23 protein-coding genes are annotated in these 22598 nt (G+C 64.8%); 13 read left to right on the top strand and 10 right to left on the bottom strand.

Translation table 11 applies throughout. The features are described 5' to 3' along the window. Positions 1 to 72: 72 nt before the first annotated feature. On the top strand, positions 73 to 513 hold the full coding sequence (locus tag IB269_RS05775; RefSeq protein WP_192366622.1) for a hypothetical protein: 441 nt from the start codon (positions 73 to 75) through the stop codon (positions 511 to 513). Positions 514 to 549: 36 nt separating this feature from the next. Here IB269_RS05775 and IB269_RS05770 read toward each other — a convergent pair whose 3' ends face one another. Next, positions 550 to 1029, bottom strand: coding sequence for a GNAT family N-acetyltransferase (locus IB269_RS05770; protein ID WP_192366621.1), 480 nt, complete (start codon positions 1027 to 1029; stop codon positions 550 to 552). Positions 1030 to 1203: 174 nt separating this feature from the next. After that, positions 1204 to 1641, bottom strand: a complete 438-nt coding sequence (locus tag IB269_RS05765; RefSeq protein WP_192366620.1) for an acetyltransferase — start codon at positions 1639 to 1641, stop codon at positions 1204 to 1206. Between the two features lie 628 nt (positions 1642 to 2269). On the opposite strand from IB269_RS05765, the gene IB269_RS05760 reads away from it, so the two are divergent. Continuing rightward, positions 2270 to 2650: a hypothetical protein gene (locus IB269_RS05760; RefSeq protein ID WP_192366619.1), complete on the top strand. Its 381-nt coding sequence runs from the start codon at positions 2270 to 2272 to the stop codon at positions 2648 to 2650. Between the two features lie 27 nt (positions 2651 to 2677). Here IB269_RS05760 and IB269_RS05755 read toward each other — a convergent pair whose 3' ends face one another. From IB269_RS05755 to IB269_RS05730, 6 genes are all read right to left on the bottom strand, one after another. Further along, positions 2678 to 3964, bottom strand: a complete 1287-nt coding sequence (locus IB269_RS05755; RefSeq protein ID WP_192366618.1) for an arsenic transporter — start codon at positions 3962 to 3964, stop codon at positions 2678 to 2680. A 102-nt stretch (positions 3965 to 4066) separates the two neighbouring features. Further along, positions 4067 to 4570: an arsenate reductase ArsC gene (locus tag IB269_RS05750; RefSeq protein ID WP_192366617.1), complete on the bottom strand. Its 504-nt coding sequence runs from the start codon at positions 4568 to 4570 to the stop codon at positions 4067 to 4069. A 40-nt stretch (positions 4571 to 4610) separates the two neighbouring features. After that, positions 4611 to 4934, bottom strand: coding sequence for an ArsR/SmtB family transcription factor (locus IB269_RS05745; RefSeq protein WP_013801883.1), 324 nt, complete (start codon positions 4932 to 4934; stop codon positions 4611 to 4613). 166 nt (positions 4935 to 5100) lie between these two features. After that, positions 5101 to 5805 carry an SDR family oxidoreductase gene (locus IB269_RS05740; protein WP_046989091.1) on the bottom strand — a complete coding sequence of 235 codons (705 nt, stop codon included), beginning with the start codon at positions 5803 to 5805 and terminating at the stop codon, positions 5101 to 5103. 30 nt (positions 5806 to 5835) lie between these two features. Beyond that, entirely contained in the window at positions 5836 to 6837 is a 1002-nt protein-coding gene (locus tag IB269_RS05735; RefSeq protein WP_192366616.1) for an NADP-dependent oxidoreductase, read from the bottom strand. Between the two features lie 73 nt (positions 6838 to 6910). Beyond that, a complete protein-coding gene (locus IB269_RS05730) occupies positions 6911 to 7516 on the bottom strand; it encodes a TetR/AcrR family transcriptional regulator (RefSeq protein WP_192366615.1) in 606 nt (201 codons plus the stop codon). A 70-nt stretch (positions 7517 to 7586) separates the two neighbouring features. On the opposite strand from IB269_RS05730, the gene IB269_RS05725 reads away from it, so the two are divergent. The 4 genes from IB269_RS05725 to IB269_RS05710 all read left to right on the top strand — a co-directional run bounded on the left by IB269_RS05725 (position 7587) and on the right by IB269_RS05710 (position 11394). Beyond that, complete coding sequence (locus IB269_RS05725) at positions 7587 to 8897, top strand: flavin-dependent oxidoreductase (protein WP_192366614.1); 1311 nt, start codon at positions 7587 to 7589, stop codon at positions 8895 to 8897. A gap of 131 nt (positions 8898 to 9028) precedes the next feature. Beyond that, entirely contained in the window at positions 9029 to 9931 is a 903-nt protein-coding gene (locus IB269_RS05720; protein ID WP_192366613.1) for a glutamate ABC transporter substrate-binding protein, read from the top strand. 3 nt (positions 9932 to 9934) lie between these two features. Further along, positions 9935 to 10597 carry an amino acid ABC transporter permease gene (locus tag IB269_RS05715; protein WP_096916659.1) on the top strand — a complete coding sequence of 221 codons (663 nt, stop codon included), beginning with the start codon at positions 9935 to 9937 and terminating at the stop codon, positions 10595 to 10597. Beyond that, positions 10594 to 11394 carry an amino acid ABC transporter permease gene (locus tag IB269_RS05710; protein WP_013801876.1) on the top strand — a complete coding sequence of 267 codons (801 nt, stop codon included), beginning with the start codon at positions 10594 to 10596 and terminating at the stop codon, positions 11392 to 11394. The genes IB269_RS05715 and IB269_RS05710 overlap by 4 nt, the downstream gene beginning before the upstream one ends. A gap of 6 nt (positions 11395 to 11400) precedes the next feature. Here IB269_RS05710 and IB269_RS05705 read toward each other — a convergent pair whose 3' ends face one another. Next, positions 11401 to 12858, bottom strand: a complete 1458-nt coding sequence (locus tag IB269_RS05705; RefSeq protein ID WP_192366612.1) for an MFS transporter — start codon at positions 12856 to 12858, stop codon at positions 11401 to 11403. Positions 12859 to 12986: 128 nt separating this feature from the next. Between IB269_RS05705 and IB269_RS05700 the strand changes: the two genes are divergently transcribed. The 3 genes from IB269_RS05700 (at position 12987) to IB269_RS05690 (ending at position 16267) form a co-directional block, all read left to right on the top strand. After that, positions 12987 to 13925 (top strand): LysR family transcriptional regulator, encoded by a 939-nt coding sequence (locus tag IB269_RS05700; RefSeq protein WP_192366611.1) that lies wholly within the window; start codon positions 12987 to 12989, stop codon positions 13923 to 13925. 164 nt (positions 13926 to 14089) lie between these two features. Continuing rightward, positions 14090 to 14773, top strand: a complete 684-nt coding sequence (locus tag IB269_RS05695) for an energy-coupling factor ABC transporter permease (RefSeq protein ID WP_034395797.1) — start codon at positions 14090 to 14092, stop codon at positions 14771 to 14773. Between the two features lie 330 nt (positions 14774 to 15103). Beyond that, positions 15104 to 16267: a GGDEF domain-containing protein gene (locus IB269_RS05690; RefSeq protein WP_192366610.1), complete on the top strand. Its 1164-nt coding sequence runs from the start codon at positions 15104 to 15106 to the stop codon at positions 16265 to 16267. 51 nt (positions 16268 to 16318) lie between these two features. Here the strand turns inward: IB269_RS05690 and IB269_RS05685 are convergent, their stop codons facing one another. Further along, a complete protein-coding gene (locus tag IB269_RS05685) occupies positions 16319 to 17398 on the bottom strand; it encodes a glycosyltransferase family 9 protein (RefSeq protein WP_192366609.1) in 1080 nt (359 codons plus the stop codon). Between the two features lie 188 nt (positions 17399 to 17586). On the opposite strand from IB269_RS05685, the gene IB269_RS05680 reads away from it, so the two are divergent. The 4 genes from IB269_RS05680 to IB269_RS05665 all read left to right on the top strand — a co-directional run bounded on the left by IB269_RS05680 (position 17587) and on the right by IB269_RS05665 (position 22579). After that, a complete protein-coding gene (locus IB269_RS05680; protein ID WP_192366608.1) occupies positions 17587 to 19701 on the top strand; it encodes a metallophosphoesterase family protein in 2115 nt (704 codons plus the stop codon). Positions 19702 to 19927: 226 nt separating this feature from the next. Next, entirely contained in the window at positions 19928 to 20083 is a 156-nt protein-coding gene (locus IB269_RS05675) for a hypothetical protein (protein WP_012206197.1), read from the top strand. Positions 20084 to 20332: 249 nt separating this feature from the next. Continuing rightward, a complete protein-coding gene (locus IB269_RS05670) occupies positions 20333 to 20734 on the top strand; it encodes a BLUF domain-containing protein (RefSeq protein ID WP_123693862.1) in 402 nt (133 codons plus the stop codon). Positions 20735 to 20794: 60 nt separating this feature from the next. Then, positions 20795 to 22579: a putative bifunctional diguanylate cyclase/phosphodiesterase gene (locus IB269_RS05665; RefSeq protein WP_192366607.1), complete on the top strand. Its 1785-nt coding sequence runs from the start codon at positions 20795 to 20797 to the stop codon at positions 22577 to 22579. The last annotated feature ends 19 nt before the right edge of the window (positions 22580 to 22598 follow it).

Below are 22598 nucleotides of genomic sequence, written 5' to 3'. Positions count from 1 at the left end.
AAATCCAGAAGATCGGGAAAGCTTGGCGTCAGGTCTGCCGGGAAGCCCAACTTGAAGAATGGAACAGTATCAATGGCACTGACGAAGAAGGGCGAGTTCTGGTACGGGACAACTTCCGGCGACACCCAAGCCGAGCTGCGCAGCTACAGCGTTGCGAATCGCCATGAGGCCGTCCGGTTTGCCTCGTCCAAATGCGATTGCGGGTGCCGGACTTTTGCGCTGCAGACAGATGAAGAAGCCGGCGTGGCCATCCGCACCTGCACCGACTGCGGGCAGGAACACCTGATGGGCGACAGCGCGGAATATGTTGAAGAGGCCACCCCTGAGGCACACGAGTGCGTGTGCGAGAACGAGACGTTCGAACTGATGTCCGGCGTCTCCGTGTACGAGGGCACACACGACGTGCGCTGGTACTACATCGCTTGCCACTGCGTGGAATGCAATCTGGTTGGGGTCTTCGCAGACTGGAAGTGTGAAGCGGGTGATGCGGCGGCCTTCCTCGCCAAGGTATGACCGCGTGGGATCAAGACGCGCTGCTCAAATATCTGGTCAAGCGGGTTTGCCGGGTGCATGCAGGCGATAGCGCAAAAAACGGGTCCCCTCGATATCCAATACGCCATCTGGCCGAAATCCCAGCTTGAGAACTCCTTTTATTCTGGTTCTTGAAGGTGGCAGCAAAATTGTGATGGAGTTCAGCCCCAAGCCAGTGAATGCACGTTTCACTATCTCTTGATAGATGGCCTTGCCACTTCCCCAGAATTTGGGGTGAAGCACCAAAGCGAGGTCGGCATCACCTTCCTCGTACTGCAAGCCGCCCCAGCCGGCAAATTGCTGATCAATTTCAAACGCCCATGGCCCATAGCCGTATTGCTGCCACTGGGCATCTTTTTTCCGAGCCCATTCATTTGCTTTCGCCAGGTCGAAATTCGCACTTCCAAGCGGCATTTGTCGTAGCACATCTGGATTGTTGTTCAGCGAAACAATATGAGCAGGATCAACTTCAGTGAGCCGCTTAAATTTCAAAATCATGCCTGTATCTGGTTGTCTATCCATCAAATTCAAAGCGTACCAAAACGGTGGTTGCCGACCGTGTATCTGAGCGTCAACCAAGGGGGCAGCAGTCCACAGTAAGGGATTGCTGCTGCAAGGCAGGCCCCATGCGAGCTGCGGCTGGCTCGCCAAGCCGCAGCGGCCTGCTTCCAGCTAGCCTTGGTATCGCAGGTGAATAAGAGGATAAGGGCGTCCCTGCGAATCCACCGCCGAACGTCCAGTTTCAACGAACCCCATCCGTTGATAGAAGCCAACCGCCTGGGAGTTCTGCATGTTGACGTCTGTGCTCAATGCCCCGTGCAGCGCCAATCCATGCTGCAACAACTGGCGGCCGATGCCGGTGCCACGGACATCCGGATCGATGAACAGCGCCTCCATGTGCGTCCCATCGATCAGCATGAAGCCATGGGGCTGGTCATGTTCATCGACAGCAACAGTCACCGGCGCATGAGGTAGAAACTCAACCACTTCGGCATCAATGGCCTTTCGATCATCGGGACTGAGAAAGTGATGGGTGGCGTCTACGGAACGCCGCCAAAGGTCAACCAGGGCGGCACCATCTTCAGGACGTGATGCGCGGAGTGTGTACATGGCAACTTTGCAAATGATTCAGCGTTGCGTGAAGTATGACGGTACACAGCTGCGAAGTCGCCTCGGCTCCTGTGGAATGCGCTGAACGCCGGCTTTGTGCCGGCAGTGGCTATTCATGGACTGCAGTAGCGGACCTCTAGGAGTCCCCTGGATCATCGTCGGCTACTTCCGTCGCTGGGCTGGGTTGACCCTTGGTGCTCGGATGACTGATTGCGGCCGTGATCGAAAGCTGACGATACGGGCATGAGTGCCAGCAATCGCTGCATCGCTGTCATCGACACCAACTGCGCGAATGGTGACTTAGGGCCGGCAGCAGACAACTCCACCACTACGAGCTGCCTCCCCAAAAACGTCTCGCCCCCTCCCCCACCCGCGCTATCATCCGCCCCGGCCCCCTGTCCCGGGGCTGATGCTTCAAAACATCCGTCGTATAGCGGCACAGCCTCTCCGAAAGCGAGGCTTGGTACACCGAATCCATCAGTCAATGCAGATGCAATGGCCTGTGGATTCGATCCGCAATGGAGCACGGAACAATGAACGCCGTTTCTCTCGCCTGCGCGCCGTCTTTTGGCGCAGCCCCTCCCTCATGCCAGCCCTTTGTGCCCGGCCAACTGCGGAGGGACATGGCATGAACCCCACCCAGCCCTCCCCCACCACGGACAGCCACACCACGCGGCAACTGTCCAACGCCCTCACCCAGGTGGACCATCTAGTGCAGCAAGGCTGTGCAGAAATCTCCGCCATCGCCCAGCTCGCCCTGGCCTGGCTGGAGACCCCCAAGGGCCATCGCCACATGGACGTGGTGGCCCGCGCCCTGCAAAGCATCCGCGACAGCGCCGAGACGCTGGCCGACTACGCCGGCACCGAGGCCCAGGCCATGGGCTGCGGGTTTGAAGACGCGGCCGAGATGCGCCGCGCTGAAGCGGCCGAGGCGGCGGCAAAGGCCATGGCCCACCTGTTTGAACGCCGCGCCAATGTGCCGATGCCTGCGCAGGACGGCAGCAGCTGATGCGCCAGCGCGCCGGCCGGCCGGCGTTCAGACCACACTCAGCCGCAAGGCAAGCGCGACAAGCGTGATGGCAAGGACCGGAAGGGTCAGGACGATGCCGACGCGCAGGTAGTAGCCCCAGGCAATCGTCATGCCCTTGCGGGCCAGCACATGGAGCCAGAGCAAGGTGGCCAGACTGCCGATGGGCGTGATCTTGGGGCCGAGGTCACAGCCGATCACATTGGCATAGACCATGGCTTCCTTCACCAGACCCGTGGCCCCGGAGTGCTCGATGGACAGGGCGCCCACCAGCACCGTGGGCATGTTGTTCATCACGGAAGACAGGCCCGCCGACAGAAAGCCGGTGCCTATTGCGGCGCCCCACACGCCGCCGCCTGCAAAGACTTCCAGCACCCTGGCCAGGGCGCCGGTCAGCCCAGCGTTGCGCAAGCCATAGACCACCAGGTACATGCCCAGTGAGAACACGACGATCTGCCAAGGCGCGCCCTTCAGGACCCGGCCTGCGCTGATGACCCGGCCATGGGCGGCGACGGCCAGCAAGAGCAGCGCACAGGCTGCGGCCACCGCGCTGACGGGAACGCCCAGCGGCTCCAGCCCGAAGAAGCCCAGCATCAACAGCGCCAGCACGACCCAGCCTGCGCGGAAGGTGGCCAGGTCCCGGATGGCGGCCGATGGCTGCTGCAGGCGCTCCAAGGCGTAGGTGCGGGGCAGATCCTTGCGGAAGAACAGGAACAGCACGCCCAGGCTGGCGGCCACGGCAACCAGGTTCACCGGCACCATGACCGATGCATAGTCGTTGAAGCCGATGCCGAAGAAGTCCGCCGAGACGATGTTGACCAGGTTGGACACCACCAGCGGCAGGCTGGCCGTGTCCGCGATGAACCCTGCCGCCATGACGAAGGCCAGGGTGCTTGCGGCAGAAAAGCCCAGGGCCACCAGCATGGCCATCACGATGGGCGTCAGGATGAGCGCGGCGCCATCGTTGGCAAAGACCGCAGACACCACGGCGCCCAGCAGCACGATGAAGGCAAACAGGCGCCTGCCGCTTGCGCGGCCCCAGCGGGCCACGTGCAGTGCAGCCCAAGCGAAGAACCCGGCTTCGTCCAGCAGCAGGCTGATGATGATGACCGCCACGAAGGTGGCCGTTGCGTTCCAGACGATGCCCCAGACGACGGCGACATCGGCCCAGTGCACCACCCCCAGGGCCAGTGCCACGATGGCGCCGAGCGACGCGCTCCAGCCGATGCCCAGGCCTGCGGGCTGCCAGATGACCAGGACAAGGGTGGCTGCAAAGATCAGGAGGGCCGCAAGCATGTGCTGTTTTCTTCGAGGATGTGCAGGCGGCAGCGGGAGCCGCGGCGGTTTCGGTGGCGGGCGTCGGTGGCAGGTGTCGGTAGCAGGTGTCAGTGACAGGCTTCAGTCACGGGCCAGGTCGCGGGCAGACTGCTGCAGCGCGTGCCTGGCCAGGGACGATGGCGGCAGGTTGACGAGCCGCTCCAGGCGCTGCCGCATGGCCAGCAGGGTCTGGCGGAATGCGGCCTGCCGGCCTTCGTCGCTGCCTTCGGCCCGCGACGGGTCCGCGTAGCCCCAGTGCGCGGTGGCGGGCTGGCCCGGCCAATAGGGGCATGCCTCGCCGGCGGCGCTGTCGCAGACGGTGATGACCAGGTCCATAGGGGGCGCATCAGGCGCGCCGAACTCGTCCCAGCTTTTGCTGCGCAGGCCTTCGGTGCACACGCCCGCCTGCTCCAGCGCCGCAATCGCCAGCGGATGGGGCTGCTGGTTGTCGCGGGGGCTGCTGCCTGCGGAGTAGGCCTTGAAGCGCCGGCCGCCGAGGTGATTCAGAAGGCCTTCCGCCAGGATGCTCCGGGCAGAGTTGTGCGTGCACAGAAACAGGACGTTCAGGGGTTTGTCGGAAGTCATGGCAGGAAGTGTTCGGGGCGGGGAAACCGGGGGAGCAGCGTCAGCAGGACTTGCAGGACATGTCGGCCACCTCGCATGACGCACCTGCACAGCAGTTCTGCGTCAGGAAGCCAAGCAGGCCGTTCATGCGCTCATAGGCGGCGCGGTACACCAGGTTGCGGCTGGCCCGCTCCTGCGTCACCAGGCCCGAGCGGGTCAGCTCCTTGAGATGGAAAGACAGCGTGGTGTTGGCGGCGCCCAGGCTTTCTGCCATGACGCCCGGCGTCAGCCCCTCGGGCCCGGCCACGACGAGCGCGCGGAAGATGCGCAGGCGCAAGGGGTGGGCAAGCGCGGCCAGGGATTCGACGACTTCAGATTCATCCATGGGCGAATCATACGATATTTCAACAAATATGGAAATATAGGCCAGCCGGCGCTGACCGATCGTGCCAGCCCATGCCAACCCACGCCACCCCATGCGGATGGGCACCCATGACTGACCGCCGCGCCCGGTTGCCGAAAAAGCGCAGGCAACCGGGCACGGTCCGATCTCAGGCGCCCTGCGGCAGATAGCTTGGCCGGGCCGCCGTCATGCCGCGCTTGACCTGCTGGGTGAGCTCGTCGGCCAGCACTTCATCGAGCCCGGCCTCCAGTCCGTCCAGCGCGCGGCTGACGATGTCCTCGGGGCTGGACTTCGGCGCGTCAAGCCCGCGCGTGAGGTCGGTGTCGACATAGGCCATGTGCAGGCCCAGCACCTGTGTCTTCTGCCCTGCAAGCTCGCTGCGCAGGGCGTTGGTGAGCGACCAGGCGGCCGACTTGCTGGCCGAATAGGCGGCCAGTTCCCCGCCATTGACCCAGGAAGCCACCGACAGCACATTGAGCAAGGCCCCGCCGCCGTTGGCCTTGAGAACCGGCGCGAAGGCCTGGCTCATGCGCAGCACGGCGAAGAAGTTGGTCTCGAAGATGCGCCTGGCGACCTCTTCGCTGTCGGGCGCCATGAAGCCGCCGGGCTGGGCGATGCCGGCGTTGTTGATCACCAGCGTGACGTCCGACGCCTGCGCGGCGGCGGCGGCCACGTCCTGCGGGCGGTTCACGTCCAGCTGCAGGGCATGCACGCCGGGCTGGGTGACCGTGGCGGGGTCGCGCGCGCCGGCGTAGACCTTGCGGGCGCCACGGGCGAGCAGCTCGCGCGCGAAAGCCAGGCCGATGCCGCGATTGGCGCCGGTGACGAGAACAACAGCGTTTTCAATTTTCATGGAGCACTCCAGGGGTGGGGAAAAACAGATTCAACGGATCTTGATGACGACCTTGCCCTTGGCATGGCCGGCTTCGGCATAGGCAAGGGCCTCGTTGGTGGACTCGAATGCGAAGACCTTGTCCACGACCGGGCGGATGGCGCCCGCTTCGATGAGGCGGGTGATCTCGCGCAGCTGGCCGCCGTTGGCCCGCATGAAGAGGAAGGAGTAGTCAATGCCACGGCCTCGCGCCCGGCGCCTGATGCCGGAGCTGAGCAGCCGCATCACCAGCCGCACGAATGCAGGCGCCGCGATGTTTCTGCCAAACGCGGGATCGGGCGGGCCGGAGATGGAGACCAGCTTCGCGCCGCCCTTGAGCACACGCAGGGATTTGCCAAGCGTCTTGCCGTCCTGGCTGTTGAGCACCACGTCGTAGTCGTGCAGGACGTCCTCGAAGTCCTGCGTGCGGTAGTCGATGACGACATCCGCACCCAGGCTCCTGACCAGCTCGAAGTTGGCCGCGCTCGTGGTGGTGGCCACAGTGGCGCCCAGGTGCCTGGCCAGCTGGATGGCGAACGTGCCCACGCCGCCGGAGCCGGCCTGGATGAAGACCCTTTGCCCCTTCGACAGCTTCGCTGTCTCCACCAGTGCCTGCCAAGCCGTCAGGCCCACCAGGGGGATGGAGGCGGCCTCTTCCATCGTGAGCCCCTTCGGTTTTGGCGCCAGCGACGACTCCTTGACCGGCACGAACTCCGCGAACGTACCGATCCGGAAATCGTCCGTGCGTGCATAGACCTCGTCGCCGGGCTTGAACTGCCGCACGCGCGGGCCGGCCTTGACCACCACGCCGGCCACGTCGTGGCCCAGGATCAGGGGCAGGCGATAGGGCAGGATGAGCTTGAACTGGCCATCCTTGATCTTGGAGTCCAGCTGGTTCACGCCTGCGGCATGGACCTGGACCAGGACTTCGTCGTCACGCAGCTGCGGCTCGGGTACGTCTGCCAGCTGCAAGGCGCGGTTCGCTCCATGGCTTTCCAGAATGAATGCCTTCATGGCTTTCCTTTATATGATGGTCATCATATGTAATGGCGAAAAAAATCCAGGCACATGCACAGGGCATGCGCCATCACTGGCTGGCCGGCGTCAGGTGCTTGAGTGCTGCTTCGCGAAGGCTGTCGGACAGGGCCGGATCGTCCACCGCCCGAGCCAGCAGCAGGCTGCCGACCATGGTGGACAAGGTGACGAGCGCGCGCTCATGGGCACCGGGCTGTCCCCAGTCCGGCGATTGGCGGGCGATGAGATCGACCATTTCCTTGATGTGGCCCGTGGCCACGCGGCGCACCTCCGGCGCCTGGCGCGAGGTCTCGGAACCCAGGGCCGCCAGGGGGCAGCCCACCTCGGCGCGCTGGACATGTTCCTTGGAAAGGTAGGCGGCCAGCATGGCCTGCAGCACCATGCCGGGCGGCGCCTTGGCCACCACGTCGGCGACGGCGGCACAGGACTCGGCGCAGGCCTTGCCCGCCGCTTCGGCCAGCATGGCATCGCGCGAGGCGAAATGGGCGTAGAAGGCGCCGTGCGTCAGGCCCGCCTCCTTCATGATGTCCGCCACCCCGGTGCCGCCATAGCCGCTGCGGCGGATGGCACGCGCCGCCACGGACACGATGCGCTCATGCGTGGCCTCCTTGGCGGAAGCCCGGGCGCTGGAATTTGTGTTTCGCATGATGGTCATCATACATTGTTTGCGCCATGCACGCGCCGCAGATGGGACAACCGCCCGCAGCCATTGCATGGACAATCCCGGCATGTCTGCTGCTGCTTCACACAACAATCCATCCCGCCCCGTGCTCATTGCCGGCGGCGGCATCGGTGGCATGGCCACTGCCCTCACGCTGCACCAGATCGGCGTGCCCTGCATCGTGTTCGAGTCGGTGGCGCAGCTGCAGCCGCTGGGCGTGGGCATCAACCTGCAGCCGAACGCGGTGCGGGAACTGCATGACCTGGGTTTCGGCAACGATGTGCTGGACACCATCGGCCTGCAGGCGCGGGAATGGGCGCTGGTGGGCCGCAACGGCAACGAGGTATATGCCGAGCCGCGCGGGCTGCAGGCGGGCTACCACTGGCCGCAGTACGCGGTGCACCGCGGGCAGTTGCAGATGATGCTGTTCAACGCCGTGCGGGAGCGCCTGGGCGACGACGCCGTGCAACTGGGCCGGCGCGTGGTGGGCTACCGGCAGGATGCCGAGGGTGTGACCGCCCTCATCGACACCCGCGATGGCCAGCGGCTGGAGGTGCAGGGCTCGCTGCTGGTGGCGGCCGATGGCCTGCACTCGGCCGTGCGCGCGCAGATGCACCCCGCGCAGCCGCCCATCCAGTGGGGCGGCGCCATCATGTGGCGCGGCACCACGCCGGGCGTGCCGGTGCGCACCGGTGCGTCCTTCGTGGGCGTGGGCTCGCTGCGCCATCGCGTGGTGCTGTACCCCATCACGCCGCCGGACCCCGTCACGGGCCTGGCCACCATCAACTGGATCGCCGAGATCACGGTGGACAACGACGGCGGCTGGCAGCAAGGCGACTGGAACCGGCGCGTGGCGCTGGAGGAATTCATCCACCACTTCGAGGGCTGGGACTACGGCTGGCTGGACGTGCCGGCCATGCTGCGCGGCGCCACGGATGTCTTCGAGTACCCCATGATCGACCGCGACCCCGTGCCCACCTGGGTGGACGGCCGCGTGGCCTTGCTGGGTGATGCGGCGCATGTGATGTACCCCGTGGGCTCCAACGGCGCCAGCCAGGCCATCGTGGACGCGCGCGTGCTGGGCGCGCAGCTGCTGGACCACGGCGTGGGTCCGCAGGCGCTGCGCGCCTATGACGACAGGCTGTGCAAGGACATCTCGGCCCTGGTTCTGCGCAACCGCGGGGCCGGCCCCTTCGGCCTGCTGGGGCTGGTGGACGAGCGCTGCGGCGGCGTCTTCGACCATATCGACGAGGTGCTGCCGCGCGAGGAGCGCGAGGGCTTCATGGCCCGCTACAAGGCAGCAGCCGGCTATGCGATCGAGACGCTCAATGCCGCAGCCCCCACCATCGCGCCCGGTCGGCGCATGGTCAGCACGTGAGCCGCGCATGACCGGCGCGTGACCGGGGACTGAGCCCTTGTGCGGCAGCAAGGGCCGCGAGTCGCCATAATCGGCCCTTGCCCCTGGCAGCCATCCCCAGATTTACATCACAGACCAAGCAGGAAGACCACATGCCCATCAAATCCATTCTGAAATCCACCGTGGTGACGCTGGCGATCGTGGGCAGTGGATCGCTTTTTGCGCAGGGCGCGCCCCTGAACACAGCGGCGTTTGACGCCCTGGTGGCGCAAGGCCCCGTCGCCGACGCCGCGACCATCGCCTCCAGCACCTGGGCCAGCAAGATCAAGCAGACCGGCACGCTGCGCCTGGGCAGCACCCAGACCTCGAATCTGTTCTCCCTGCTCAACGAGAAGGACGGCAAGATCCGCGGCTTCGACGCAGGCCTGGCCCAGCTGCTCACGCGCTACATCCTGGGCGATGCGTCCAAGTACCAGTTCGCACAGGTGACCTCGTCCACGCGCGAGCAGGTGCTCATCAACAACCAGGCGGACATGGTGATCGCCACCTACTCCATCACCCCCGCACGCGCCGAGAAGATCTCGTTTGCCGGCCCCTACTACACCTCGCAGGCCGGGGTGCTGGTCAAGGCAAGCAACAAGACCGTGCAGTCGTACAGCGACCTGGCAGGCAAGAAGGTGGCCACGCAGGCCGGCTCCACGGGCCCCGCCATCCTGGCGCAGCACGCGCCCAAGGCGGTCGTGCAGGAGTTCCAGACCCACCAGGAAGCGCTGGACTCCCTGCGCCAGGGCCGTGTGGATGCCTATGTGACCGACTACACCCTGCTGCTCAACACCCTGAGCCTGGGCACCGGCGACGCGCGGCTGGCAGGCGCGCCCTTTGGTGCCCAGGATTCCTACGGCATCGGCCTGCCCAAGGGCTCGGACGGCGTGGCCTTCATCAACGCCTTCCTGAAGAAAATCGAAGCCGATGGCACCTGGGCCAAGCTGTGGACCGTCTCCATCGGACAGCGCACCGGCAGCACGGCCCTTCCCACGCCGCCCGCCCTGCCCTGAACGATGGGTGACATCTCCCGGCTCCTCGCCGACCACGGGCCTGCCTTCTGGCAGGCCCTCTTGCTGACCTGGAAGCTCACCGCCTTCTCGTTCCTGCCCGGCTTCCTGCTGGGCGTGGTCGTGACGGTGCTCAGGCTTCTTCCGCTGCCGCCGCTGCGCTTCGTGCTGACGGGCTACGTCGAGATCTTCCGCAACATTCCCAGCGTGGCGCTGCTGATCTTCATCGTGTTCGCGCTGCCCGATCTCAATGTCGTGATCGACTATGAGCCCAGCGTGATCCTGGCCCTGACCCTGGTCTGCTCCGCGTTCACGGCGGACTATCTGCGCGCGGGCATCAACACCATTGCCGGCAGCCAGATCGAGGCCGCGCTCAGCCTGGGCATGCGGCCCATGCAGATCATCTCGGCCGTGGTGCTGCCGCAGGCGCTGCGCTCGGTGGTGCAGCCGATGACGTCGCTGCTCATTGCGCTGATGCTGTCTACCTCGCTGGCGTCCCAGGTGCCGCTGGCGGGCCGGGAGCTCACTGCGCTCGTGTCCAAGATCGCCAACGACTCCGCCGCCGGCATGGCAGCCTTCGCGGTGGCCGCCGCCCTGTACGTGGCCACCGGATTGCTCATTGCCTGGGTGGGCGCCATCCTGGAAAAGAAGCTGCGGATACTGCGATGAGCCGTTCTCTGGAAGACATTCTGTTTGGCGCGCCCAGCCCGCAGGCCAGGAAGATCACGCAGGTGGTCAGCCTGATCGCCGCGGCCGGGCTGATTGCGCTGGCTGCGGGCGTCGTGTGGCGTTTTCATTCCGCAGGCCAGCTCGAGGCCCGGTTCTGGGAATTCTTCGCCTGGCCCACCACCTGGGCCTTTCTGGCCAAGGGCCTGCTCGGCACGCTGGCGTCCTCGGCCATGGCCGCCGTCATTGCGCTGAGCCTTGGGCTGGTGCTGCTGGCGGGGCGCCTGGCGCGGCCCCGCATCGTGCGCTGGCCCAGCATCGCCGTCATCGAATTCCTGCGCGGCACGCCCACGCTGCTGCTGATCTATGTGTGCTTTCTGGTGCTTCCCGCAGCCGGCATCAAGCTCGGCACCTACTGGATGCTGACCCTGCCCATAGGCCTGAGCACCGCCGCCGTGGTGGCCGAGGTCTACCGCGCAGGCGTGCTGGCCGTCCCTCGCGGCCAGACCGATGCCGCGCGAAGCCTGGGGCTGACCGAGGTCCAGGTCTTCCGGTTCGTCGTCTTCCCGCAGGCCCTGCGCTACATCGTCCCGGCCCTGGTCGCGCAGCTGGTCATCGTGGTCAAGGACACCACCTTCGGCTACATCGTCACCTATGGCGAGCTCATGCAGAACGCCAAGGTGCTCATCGCCAACTACCACGCGCTGGTGCCTGTGTACCTGGTGGTGGCGGTGCTGTACTGTCTGGTGAACTACGCGATATCGAGGGCGAGCAGGCGGCTGAGCCGGCCGGTGCACTGAGCCTTGTCACGAACGGCTTGTCGCGAGAGCACGGCTTGCAACTGCCATTGCCATGGCCAGGGCAACGACGATCAGAACGGCCGAGACTGCGAACGTGATCCGCATCGCGTTGGCAACGGCCTCGGGATGCGCCGTTGCGATGTCGGGCGACTTTGAAGCGAGCGCGAAAACGGTCCCCATCATGGATGCCCCGGTGATGAGCCCGAGGTTGCGCGACAGGCTGAGCATGCCCGAGATGACGCCACGCTGGTCTGGATGGACATTCGCCATGACGGCGGTGTTGTTGGCCGCCTGGAAGAGCTGATATCCAGGGGTCAGGACGACGATGGCAGCAACGTATCCCGCCACGCCGAACATCGCCGCAAGCACGGACAGTGCAAATGCCCCCGCAGCCATGGCGATGAGCCCGACGATGGCCATGGATGGCGCGCCCCAACAATCGACGGCACGGCCAGAGGGGACTCCGCTCAATATGGCGATCAACGGGCCCACCGCCATCACGATGCCAACAAGGGCTTCGTTGAGCCCGAGCGCACGGGCGAGGTAGAACGGCCCCACCACCAGCGTCGACATCATCACCGTCGAGACGAGCGCATTCATGGCAAGGCTTGCGCTGAAGCCTGGATCACGGAACATCGCCAATCGAATCAAGGGCGATGCGGCTCTCGCCTCGGCAAGCACGAAGAGCACGGCCCCCAAGGCAGTGGTCAACACAAGAGCCCCGTTGAGCGGACCGAAACTTCCGCGCCCCAGCGTCATGGCCAGTGCGTACGCCACAAGCGTCACAGCCAGCAGCAAGGTGCCCAGACTGTCGAAGCGGGCCCGCCCCGTCTTCTCCCCCCGGCAATCGGCGGGCAGGAAACGGTGCGCGAGAACCCATGCCACGATACCCAGCGGTACGTTGACGAGAAAGATCGCCTGCCAACCGAGTCCGGCGATCAGAACGCCGCCCAGCGATGGACCGAGAGCGGTGCCCATTGCGGACATCGTTCCGAGCAGTCCCATGGCGCTGCCGGTCCTTTCCTTCGGCACCGTCCCGGCGACAAACGCCATGGTGAGGGCCATCATGATGGCCGCGCCAAGACCCTGCACCGCCCGGGCGGCAATCAGCAGCCGGAGCGTGGGCGCCAGGCCGCAAAGGACCGAGGCCAGCGTGAACAGGAAGATGCCGACCAGCAGCAGCCGTCGGCGGCCCATGACGTCGCCGAGCCGCCCGACGCTGACGATCAGGGCGGTGATGGCCAGCAGATAGGCGAGGACGACCCACTGGACCTGCTGGAAAGAGGCGCCGAACGCCTGAGCCAAGGTCGGCAACCCCACATTGGCGATGCTGGTGCCCAGCGATGACAGCAACATCGATAGCGAAAGGCTGGCTAGCACCCACCGAATCGAAGGCGTCTGCTCTGCACTGTCAGCGGCTATCCCATCTCTTGCTGTCGTGGCTGATTCTGGTGTGATTTTCATCGTTGATGACTCCCGAAATTGAGCTACCGGAAGCGTAGTTCCCTGCCCGGCATGGCGGAAGGCGCACCACTTTCACTTTATTCATGCGTCTGGCGCCATGTCACCTCACGCCGTGCTACGGTCGATCCATGTCAAGACCCGATCTCAACCTGCTTGTCACCCTGGATGTGTTGCTTGCGGAAGGCAACGTGGCGCGCGCCGCCCAACGGTTGCGGCTGAGCCCGTCAGCGATGAGCCGGGCGTTGGCGCGTTTGCGGGAGACGACGGGCGATCCGCTGCTGGTCCGGGCCGGGCGCGGCCTCGTTCCCACACCTCGGGCGCTCGAACTCCGCGAGCGGGTCAGCCAGCTCGTGCAGGACACGGAAGCGGTTCTGCGCCCTGCCAAGCAGCCCAACCTCCAGCAGCTGGTCCGAACGTTCACACTGCGGACCAGCGAAGGCTTTGTGGAGAATTTCGGACCGGACCTGATTGCCCGCGTCGGCGAGCAAGCGCCTGGCGTTCGCCTTTGCTTTGTGCAGAAGTCAAACAAAGGGAGCGGCCCGCTTCGCGACGGCACGGTCGATCTGGAGACCGGCGTAGTCGGGAGCACGATAGGTCCGGAGGTGCGTGCGCAGGCGTTGTTCCGAGACCGTTTCATTGGCGTCGTGCGAATGGGGCACCCGCTGAGCCAGGGCGAGATCACGCCCGCGCGCTATGCTGCCGGCAGGCATATCCTGGTGTCCCGGCGAGGGCAGGACAAGGGGCCCATCGATGAAGCCTTGAGTTCTCTCGACCTGCAACGGCAGATCGTTGCGATCGTTGGCGGCTTTTCAGCGGCGCTGGCCTTGGCCCGGGCCTCCGACCTGATCGCCAGTGTTCCCGAACGGCACACGGGGAACCTGCGTGCCGGAATGCACAGCTTCCCCCTTCCGGTCCCTGTGCCGGAGATCACGGTTTCACTCCTGTGGCACCCGAGGCTGCATGCCGATCCGGCGCACCGGTGGCTGCGCGGGTGCGTACGGGAGACCTGCGCGGAACAGCACAGCGATTCCTGGCCATGCGAAAAAGCGGCCGAAAGCCCGGCGTGAGAGCGAGCGCGTGAAACCGATGGCTATCCGAAGTGCGGCAGCGTGACTACAGCGTGAAATGAACATGGCGCAGCACACCGTCCCCGGCTATGCTCGGTGCCTTTGCCGCTGCGCAGTCGGTGCCCGCCGGCTCTCCAACGGACCTTGCCTGTTCAGGACCTCCCATGCACATCGAACCCGGCGTCGTCAGCCCCGAGAAAATCGCCCTCAGTTACGTCACTGCCGCAGCGGCCTTCGGCCTGACCGCCGCCCTGGCACGGCAAAGCCTGCGCGACAACGGCGGCGCGCTCGCGCTGCTGGTGCGCAGTGTGATCACCACCGCGCTGGTGTTCAGCTTCTTCGAGGTGTTTCCGCATGAGCCGGTCGGCGTATCCGAGGTCCATCTGATTCTGGGCTCGACCTTGCTGCTGATGTTCGGCGCGGGTGCTGCGGCCATTGGCCTGGCGTGCGGCCTGCTGGTCCAGGGCCTGTTCTTTGCACCCTTCGACCTGCCGCAGTACGGCATGAACGTCACCACCTTGCTGGTGCCGCTGTATGCGGTGAGCCAGCTGGCGCGCCGGCTGATTCCGGCCGGCACGGCCTATGTGGACATCAGCTACCGGCAGGCCCTGGCCCTGTCCACCACCTACCAGGGCGGCATCGTGCTGTGGGTCGCCTTCTGGGCCATCTACGGCCATGGCGCCAGCCTGGCCACCATGACCGAAGTCGCAAGCTTTGGTGCCGCCTACATGTGCGTGGTGCTGGTGGAGCCCCTGGTGGACCTGGCCGTGCTGTGGCTGGCCAAGCGTCTGGCCGCCTTCACGCAAGGGCCGCTTTTCAATACCCGCCTGCACGCAGCGGCCATCTGACAGCCGGCCTCCCGGTCACCGCACCCTCGGTGCTCCGCTGTGGCGGGCTGTTCAAGACTCCAGCCGCATCCGCGCTGACCAGCACCACGGCGACTGCATCACGGAAATCAGGCCGGAAATCAGACAACGGGCTCCCGTTCACGGGCCGCCCGATCCGTGACTTCCACCCAACGGACTGCCGCGCAGCAAGGGCCTGAAGGCCCGCATCCTGCGACAATTCGGCCCGCGCGCTCCGCTCCATTTCAATGCGACGGCCCCGACCTGCGCCGCATTGCGCCTTGCCTGGCAGCTATTGCACGGGGCCTGCCTGCGCCGATATCTTCATCGTCCATGGTTCTCGATCCCTTCACCCTGCTCGTTCTCACCACGGCCATGGCCGCCGCCTCGGCGCTGTATCTGGCTGCGGAATGGGGCAGCGTGCGCGAACGCTCGCTGCTGCTGTGGAGCGGGGGGTTTGCCATCATCGCCGTGGGCTGTGTGCTGGCCCTGCTGCGCTCCAGCGGCCATGTGCTGCTGGGCATCTGGTTTCCCAACGGCTTGCTGATCTGCGCGCACTGGCTGTTCCTGGCCGGCGTTGCAGCGTTCACGCACACCCGGCTGCCGCGCCTGTGGTGGCTGGTGGCCGTCGTCTGGCTGGCAATGCTGTTCATGCCCAGCGGACCGTGGTGGTCCAGGGGAATGCTGGGCATCCAGTCGCTGCTGATCGCCGTCATCAGCCTGCGCGCCGGCCTGCTGCTGCGCCCGCACGGCGGCACGCTGGGCGTGGGCGCGGCGCAGCTGCGCTTCGTTCTGCTGGCCCACGGCCTGTTCTATTTCGCCAAGGCCGCCTCGGCCGTGGCGCTGGACACCTTCATCAACCTGGCCAATTTCCACGGCACGGTGATCCTGGTCTCGCTGGTGGAAGGCGTGATGGCGATCATGCTGCTCGCCATGTCCATGACCGGCACGGAGCGCCATCGCCGCGAGGAACGCATCGCGCAGATCGCCGCCCGCGACCCGCTCACCGCCCTGGACAACCGCCGCGCGCTCTATCTGCGCGCACCCCAGCTGCTGGAGCAGGCCTCAGCGGCCAGCCCCTGCGCCCTGCTGTTGATCGATATCGACCACTTCAAGCAGGTCAACGACCTGCACGGCCACGATGCCGGCGACCGCCTGCTGCTGACCCTGAGCGACCTCATCCGCAGCGCGCTGCCGCGCGGCGCACTGGCCGCACGGCTGGGCGGGGACGAGTTCGTGATCGTGCTGCGCAGCGTCGACCACGCGGCAGCGCAGGCGCTGGGCCAGGACTTGCGCCAGGCCTTCGCGCAGCAGGCGCGGACCATGTTCGAGACGCCGGAGCCGGTGTCGCTGAGCATCGGTGCCACCCTGTTCGACCAGCCCGGGGTGGAGCTGTCCCACTGGCTCAAGCAGGCCGACGAAGCCCTCTACATCTCCAAGCGCAAGGGACGGGACCGGATGGAACTGGTCCCGCTTGCGCCCGGGCGGCCGCACTGAGGGCGCCGAGGGTGCCCTGGCCCTGGCCCTGGCCCTGGCCCTGGGCACGCCTCACGCCAGCTCTTCATCCGCCAGCGCCAGCGCTGCTTGCGCCAGCAGTTCGGCGGCATGCGCATCGCTGCCGGGGGTGAAGACCCGGTGGCGCTGCGGGTCCAGCGGCGGACCCCGGTCCACTTCGCCGGCTTGCGAGGCGACCACGCTGCGCGTGCCCAGGGCAGCAGCCATCATGGAGACGGTGGTGTTGTTGCACACGGCCACGCTGGCCGATGCCAGCGCCGCGCCCAGCATCCAGATGTCGGTGCGGCCGCTCAGGTCCAGCGCGGGGTGGCGCATTTGCGCGGCCACCGATGCCACCAGGGCGCGCTCGTCCTCGCTGCCGGTGAGCACCACTTCCAGCCCCGCCTGTGCCAGCCGGTCGGCCACGGCCGCGAAGCCGCTGGCGGACCAGCGGCGTACAGCCAGCCGCGCGCCCGGGTGCACGATGGCGTAGCGGCGGCTTGCGGGCAGCAGCGGGCGGACGCGGGCGCGGTCATCGGCATTCAACGGCAGATCCAGCTTGAGACCGCGGCGCGGCAGGCCCATGTAGTCGGTCAGGGCCAGCAGGCCCAGCACTTCGCTGCCCTGCCCGGGCCAGGGCACAAAGCGCAGCGCATCCGCCTCGGGCACCCAGTCATCGGGGTCCGCAAAGCCGGCGTTGCGGCGCGCGCCAAAGTTGGCGACCAGGGCATTGGTGTTGCGGCCCGAGTCGTGCAGTTGCACCACCAGGTCAAAGCGGCGCGAACGCATGCGGCGCTGGAAGAAGCTGTATTCATCGGCCTTGGCCGAGGGCACGCCGGGCAGACCGGGCCAGCCGGGAAACAGCTCGAAGTCATCGACCGAAGACAGCCTTTGCGCCAGGCCTTCGGCCTCGGGCAGCCCCACCAGGGTGATGCGTGCCTTGGGCCAGGCCGCAGCCAATGCACGCAGAACGGGCGTGGCGCACAGCAGATCCCCGAAGCGGCGCGCGCGGAACACGCCGATTCTGCGCAGCTGCGGCAAGACGGCCGACCTACGGTAATCCGTGTATTTGCCGGGCCTGAGGGCGGGGGTTGAATCGGCCAGCCTCAGCAAGGGGTGATTCATGGAATTCATGGGCACTCTCCGCCTGTGGTTGCAGGCCATGGATACGTAGCAATCGGCGTGCCCGCTGCGCGCCCACCCCCTGCAAAAGCCGGACGCCGTCTACCACGCCTGGCTGGGTTGCCGTGTCACACCCATGAAACATGGGCTGCAGACAATGCCGGACTTTGTCAATCAGAGCGCCCCGCGCAACACGAAGAATGCAAGTCTGGAAATTGGGAATGGTGGCCGGTGCCGCAGCGCTGGCCCTGGCGGGTTGTGGTGGCAGCGATGGCGATAGGGCAGATGGGGGAACGAACAGCCAGGCCGTGGCCTTCATGGCCGATGTGCACTTCCAGGACGTGTACGGCGACCTCAAGAACAGCAGCTTCAAGGGCGTGCCCACGGCCAATGGCATGTTCGCCACCATCCGCACCATGTATGCGCAGCTGACTTCCACGCGGCTGTTCAACGAGAACTACTTCGCCTTCCGCGCCGCGCTGGACGATTCGCTGGCCAAGGGCGTGAAGCTGGTGGCCTTTCCCGGCGACTTCTCCGACGACGGCCAGCCGCTGAACGTGAACGGCTTTCGCGCCGTGCTGGCCGAGTACGAGAAAAAGGGCATGCGCTTTTTCATCGCGCCCGGCAACCATGACCCTGTCGCCCCCTACGACGATGACGAAAAGGGCAAGGACGACTTCATGGCTGCCAACGGCAGCACGGTCAAGGTCTACGCCAAGAACTACCAGGGCTGCCTGAACGCCGAAGCCAACGTGGTCTGTACCGACCAGTTGATGGAGCAAGGCTATGCCTCGCTGCTGCGCGACCTGGCCCCCTACGGCCTGATGCCCAATGAGAAGGACGTGTACTGGGAGACTCCCTACAGCACCTACGCGCAGGACAAGTACAGCTATGCCGAGGCCGCCAGACAGGCCCAGCTGGGCCAGCGCAGCTACGAGATCTGCAAGGAAGGCGAAGGCGGCAGGTTCAAGCAGGCCGGCTACACCAATTGCACCAGCATTGCCGATGTGAGCTACCTGGTCGAGCCCGTCAAGGGCCTGTGGCTGCTGTCGGTGGACGCCAACGTCTTCGTGCCGGACAAGCTGGACCCCGCCAAGCCCAACTCGCCCAAGGGCTTCACCGGCGCCGGCAATGCGGGCTGGAACAAGATGACCACGCACAAGAAGAGCGTGATGGCGTGGATCGAATCGGTGAGCGCGCGCGCCAAGGCGCAGGGCAAGCAGCTGGTGGCCTTCTCGCACTACCCGACCATGGACTTCTACGCCAACCAGACCGATGCCATCAAGGCCGCCTTCAAGCCCGGCGCCTTCCAGACGGCGCGCGTGCCCGAGCAGGCCACGGCCGAGGCGGTGGCCGCCACGGGCCTGCCGCTGCACATCGGCGGCCATATGCACTTCAACGGCACCAACGACTACCTGAGCAAGAGCGGCAAGTACCTGGTGAACGTGCAGTCGCCGTCGCTGGCCGTCTACGGCGCGGCCTACAAGATCGTGCGCTTTGACACGCCGCGCAAGGTGGACGTGCAGACCGTGGCGCTGAACAACGTGCCGCGCTTCAACGAGCTCTTTCCGCTGTACGAGATGGAATGGAAGTACGTGGAAGGCAGCAGCAAGCCCGAGGACGCCAAGCGCCGCTGGGACAAGGCCATTCTGTCCAGCACCAGCTATGGCGACTTCACCAGCCGCTACTTCGGCGAGCTGTCGCGCCTGCGCTTCCTGGACGAGTACTGGGCCTGCGACATGAAGGACCTGGTCAGCCAGCTCAACCTGCAGCAGATGCTGACCATGGCCCAGCTGGACACCAAGGTCACCTACGCCCAGCTCGCCGGCCTGGCCGCGCAAGGCGTTGCCGTGCCGTTCAAGCCCAGCGCCGGCTGCCTGCAAGGCAGCCCCGTGGCCGGCAATGCCGCGCAGTGGGCCGCCGACTGGAGCGTGGCCGAGAACGCCGCCCGCGCCAAGGCCCAGGCCGCGGGCGTGGACTTCAACGCGCTGGCCAATGTGTCGGCCTATACCTTCTACGGCGACTTCCACCGCACCGTCTACGCGGGCGGCCTGTCGCTGAACGACATGGGCAAGCAGCGCGTGGAGCAGTACCGCCTGCTGATGAGCGCCTTCCCTGCCCTGACCTCGGCGCCCCAGAAAACAGGCGACAAGCTGGCCGACAGCACGCCCGTGGGCCAGCCCTTCCAGTACAGCTTCAAGCAGGTGTTCTCCATCCTCAAGGGCCTGGGCTCGGGCAAGCCCAGCGACCATTTCTCGGTGGACTTCGACGCCAGGACGCTGCGCGCCGAAGGCAGCGACAGCCTGAAGTTCTGACAAACAAGGCGCGGCCTGTACAGCGCTGATCTGTGCCAAGGGGTGCCCTGCCCCTTCGTGCAGGTCAGCGCTTTCTTGCATTTGCGCAGGCTTGACTACACGGCTTCCGATCTTTCCTACACCCGGATTTCACGGCCCGCCACACACTTGCTGCATTCCTCCCGCAACCCCTAAAGACCGGCGACATCGGCCCCAGCCGCCACCCGCCGGATCAGGAGTTCTCCCCATGAAGCAGCTCATTCCCATGGCAGGGTCCCATCACCGTTCGTATGTCCCCATGCAGATGGGCCAGCCCATCAGCGATGGCAACTACACCCAGCAGCAGACCAAGGCCAACCAGCGACAGATAGGCCAGCCCTTGCCGCAAAAGCAGCAGCAGTGAAGGCGATGCCGCGCCTGTGAGGCCGGCCACGTCAATCCAGGCCTGGAGCACCCTGCTCCTCTTGCACAAGCTCCCGCAAGCCCTGCCCGCCAGCGCTTGTGGGGGCTTGTTGTCCTTGGGCCCCGCATCCGCCCAGGCCCAGGGCGCAAGCAGTTTGGTTACATATGCAACAACGGGTTGCGCACCTACGTGACCCCCCCTCGCGCAACGCATACCATCGCCGCCCAACAACTCAGAAAGGCGGAGGGTATGCAAGAAAATTCTCTCGAATGTTTCCTTTATCACAGCCAGCTGGCCCCAGGGGCTGACACCACATGCATCGCGGCGATCATCAAGGCGGCGCGCACCTTCAACTGGTCGGCCGGGATCACGGGCATGCTGGTTTTCGACGGTGAACGCTTCTTCCAGTATGTCGAAGGGCCGCCAGAGCAACTGGCGCTGCTGGTGGAGTCCATCTCGCGCGATGAAAGACACATCAACTTCACGCCCCTGTTTCCGCAGGCACGCATTGATCAAAGGCGTTTTGCCAAGTGGTCCATGGCCTATGTGATCGTGGAAGACTCGGAGCCGCTGGGCACCATCTCCGAGCTTCAAGGTCCAGGCGCACTGGAAAAACTGCAGGAGCTTTTACCGCTGCTGGACGCCCAGTAATCCCTTTGCCCCCAAAGGCGCGGCAGTTTTATAGTATGGGTTCACTGAGGCAGGAAATCGATGCTTACCCGTTGGACTACCGAATCCGAGAAAGAGCAACTGCTCGGACTGCAGACCGCTGAAATCCTGGACCTGAATGCCAGAAAGGAATTTCAGCGCATCACCGAGCTCACCAGCCGCATGTTCATGGCTCCAATTGCCATCATCACGGTTCTGGACGAGCACAGGCAATGGTTCAAGGCACCGGTGGGTGTGGATATGGATGGCAGCCTTCGCACGGATGCCTTCTGTGACCACACCATCAGAAACGAAGGAATCATGGTGATTCCCGATACGCACCTGGACAGCAGATTTTCAGAAAATCCCCTGGTCACCCACAAGCCCAATATCAGGTTCTATGCAGGTGTGCCTTTGATAATGGAATCCGGCCACGCCATCGGCAGCCTGTGCATCATCGATACCCAGCCCAGGACATTCTCCGAAGAGCAAGGCCAGCAACTGCAAGCCATGGCCGCCATCGTTCAGGCTCAACTTCACTACCATCACAGAATTGGAAAAACAAACGAAGTCACGGGCCTGCCAAATCGCACGCAACTCAAGCTGGACCTGAAGAGCCTTTGCATTCTGGCCCCGGGATCGGCACGCGGTCTGGTATTGATGGAGGTGCTCAACCACGCCAGCCTGCTGGAAATGAGCAATGCGCTGGGCTTGAACTATGTCGAGCAGCTCATGCGCGACATTGCCAAGGCAGTCACGGACATGACGGGGCCGCACGCAACCGTCTACCACGTGGGCCTGGCCAGGTTTGCCTGGGTGATCAGCGCCGGCAGGCAAGAAGATGAGGAGGCATTGGTCAACCAATTGCTGGAGTACCTGCAAAAACCCATCACCAGCGCCGATCTGCGGTTCGAACTTCAACCCAGGGCAGGCGTGGTGCGGTTCTACCTGAACCAGGACGAGGTGGACGATGTCATTCGCAAGGCGATGGTGTGCGTGCAGCAGGCCGGATACAACGCTCGATCGTTTCACCGCTATGAGGAGAATGAGGACAGTCTCCAGCAACGATCCTATCGGCTCCTGCGGGACTTCGGACATGCGCTGGGCAATGGGCAGCTGCGGCTGGTGTACCAGCCCAAATTCGACAACCACAGTTTCAGTTGCAAGGGGCTGGAGGCGCTCATACGCTGGAAGCATCCACAAATGGGAGAAATCCCGCCCAGCGAATTCATTCCCCTGGTTGAAGCCACGCCGTTGATCCACAGCCTGACACGGTTCGTGATCAAAACGGCGCTGGCGCAGGTGGCGGCCTGGAAAGCCGAGAAACTCGATCTTCAGGTCTCCATCAACATCTCCCCGCGCAATCTGGATGAGGTCGATTTTCCGGACTACCTGAACGCCATGTGCAACCAGCACGGCGTTCCGCTGAAAAACATCGTGATCGAGTGCACAGAAAGCGATGTGCTGACAGGCCATGGCACGGTTCAGGCGCTTCAACAGATCAGGAAACTCGGCATCAAGGTTGCACTGGATGATTTTGGCGCCGCATATTCCAATCTTGCATCGCTCAAGAATCTGCCTGCCGAGATATTGAAGATAGACCGGTCCATGGTCTGCGACATCGATACCAATGAACGGGCCCTGTCCGTATTGAAATCCATCATGACCATGGCCTCGGATCTTGGCTATCGCCTGGTGGCAGAGGGCGTTGACAGCGCCGAAGTCTTTGATTTACTGGTTTCCCTGGGTTTCGATGAAATACAGGGCTACTATTTCAGCAGGCCCATTGAGGCGTCGGAAATCAGGAAATTCGTTGAAGAGCGCAATCGGTACGCCAACGGAAAATAGCGGCAGCCACGAAGATACG

The organism is Delftia sp. DLF01 (assembly GCF_014852125.1).
GTDB classification, from domain to species: Bacteria; Pseudomonadota; Gammaproteobacteria; order Burkholderiales; family Burkholderiaceae_C; genus Comamonas; species Comamonas acidovorans.
This window is presented reverse-complemented; position numbering and strand designations above follow the sequence as displayed.

What these genes read in the sequence shown, in the direction of transcription:
- IB269_RS05685 (WP_192366609.1), bottom strand. Translation starts at nt 17,398, where the DNA reads ATGAATTCCATGAATCACCCCTTGCTGAGGCTGGCCGATTCAACCCCC.
- IB269_RS05730 (WP_192366615.1), bottom strand. Translation starts at nt 7,516, where the DNA reads ATGATGACCATCATGCGAAACACAAATTCCAGCGCCCGGGCTTCCGCC.
- IB269_RS05750 (WP_192366617.1), bottom strand. Translation starts at nt 4,570, where the DNA reads ATGACTTCCGACAAACCCCTGAACGTCCTGTTTCTGTGCACGCACAAC.
- IB269_RS05765 (WP_192366620.1), bottom strand. Translation starts at nt 1,641, where the DNA reads ATGTACACACTCCGCGCATCACGTCCTGAAGATGGTGCCGCCCTGGTT.
- IB269_RS05710 (WP_013801876.1), top strand. Translation starts at nt 10,594, where the DNA reads ATGAGCCGTTCTCTGGAAGACATTCTGTTTGGCGCGCCCAGCCCGCAG.
- IB269_RS05715 (WP_096916659.1), top strand. Translation starts at nt 9,935, where the DNA reads ATGGGTGACATCTCCCGGCTCCTCGCCGACCACGGGCCTGCCTTCTGG.
- IB269_RS05670 (WP_123693862.1), top strand. Translation starts at nt 20,333, where the DNA reads ATGCAAGAAAATTCTCTCGAATGTTTCCTTTATCACAGCCAGCTGGCC.
- IB269_RS05695 (WP_034395797.1), top strand. Translation starts at nt 14,090, where the DNA reads ATGCACATCGAACCCGGCGTCGTCAGCCCCGAGAAAATCGCCCTCAGT.
- IB269_RS05760 (WP_192366619.1), top strand. Translation starts at nt 2,270, where the DNA reads ATGAACCCCACCCAGCCCTCCCCCACCACGGACAGCCACACCACGCGG.
- IB269_RS05725 (WP_192366614.1), top strand. Translation starts at nt 7,587, where the DNA reads ATGTCTGCTGCTGCTTCACACAACAATCCATCCCGCCCCGTGCTCATT.
- IB269_RS05775 (WP_192366622.1), top strand. Translation starts at nt 73, where the DNA reads ATGGCACTGACGAAGAAGGGCGAGTTCTGGTACGGGACAACTTCCGGC.
- IB269_RS05740 (WP_046989091.1), bottom strand. Translation starts at nt 5,805, where the DNA reads ATGAAAATTGAAAACGCTGTTGTTCTCGTCACCGGCGCCAATCGCGGC.
- IB269_RS05665 (WP_192366607.1), top strand. Translation starts at nt 20,795, where the DNA reads ATGCTTACCCGTTGGACTACCGAATCCGAGAAAGAGCAACTGCTCGGA.
- IB269_RS05720 (WP_192366613.1), top strand. Translation starts at nt 9,029, where the DNA reads ATGCCCATCAAATCCATTCTGAAATCCACCGTGGTGACGCTGGCGATC.
- IB269_RS05770 (WP_192366621.1), bottom strand. Translation starts at nt 1,029, where the DNA reads ATGATTTTGAAATTTAAGCGGCTCACTGAAGTTGATCCTGCTCATATT.
- IB269_RS05690 (WP_192366610.1), top strand. Translation starts at nt 15,104, where the DNA reads ATGGTTCTCGATCCCTTCACCCTGCTCGTTCTCACCACGGCCATGGCC.
- IB269_RS05675 (WP_012206197.1), top strand. Translation starts at nt 19,928, where the DNA reads ATGAAGCAGCTCATTCCCATGGCAGGGTCCCATCACCGTTCGTATGTC.
- IB269_RS05755 (WP_192366618.1), bottom strand. Translation starts at nt 3,964, where the DNA reads ATGCTTGCGGCCCTCCTGATCTTTGCAGCCACCCTTGTCCTGGTCATC.
- IB269_RS05700 (WP_192366611.1), top strand. Translation starts at nt 12,987, where the DNA reads ATGTCAAGACCCGATCTCAACCTGCTTGTCACCCTGGATGTGTTGCTT.
- IB269_RS05680 (WP_192366608.1), top strand. Translation starts at nt 17,587, where the DNA reads ATGCAAGTCTGGAAATTGGGAATGGTGGCCGGTGCCGCAGCGCTGGCC.
- IB269_RS05735 (WP_192366616.1), bottom strand. Translation starts at nt 6,837, where the DNA reads ATGAAGGCATTCATTCTGGAAAGCCATGGAGCGAACCGCGCCTTGCAG.
- IB269_RS05745 (WP_013801883.1), bottom strand. Translation starts at nt 4,934, where the DNA reads ATGGATGAATCTGAAGTCGTCGAATCCCTGGCCGCGCTTGCCCACCCC.
- IB269_RS05705 (WP_192366612.1), bottom strand. Translation starts at nt 12,858, where the DNA reads ATGAAAATCACACCAGAATCAGCCACGACAGCAAGAGATGGGATAGCC.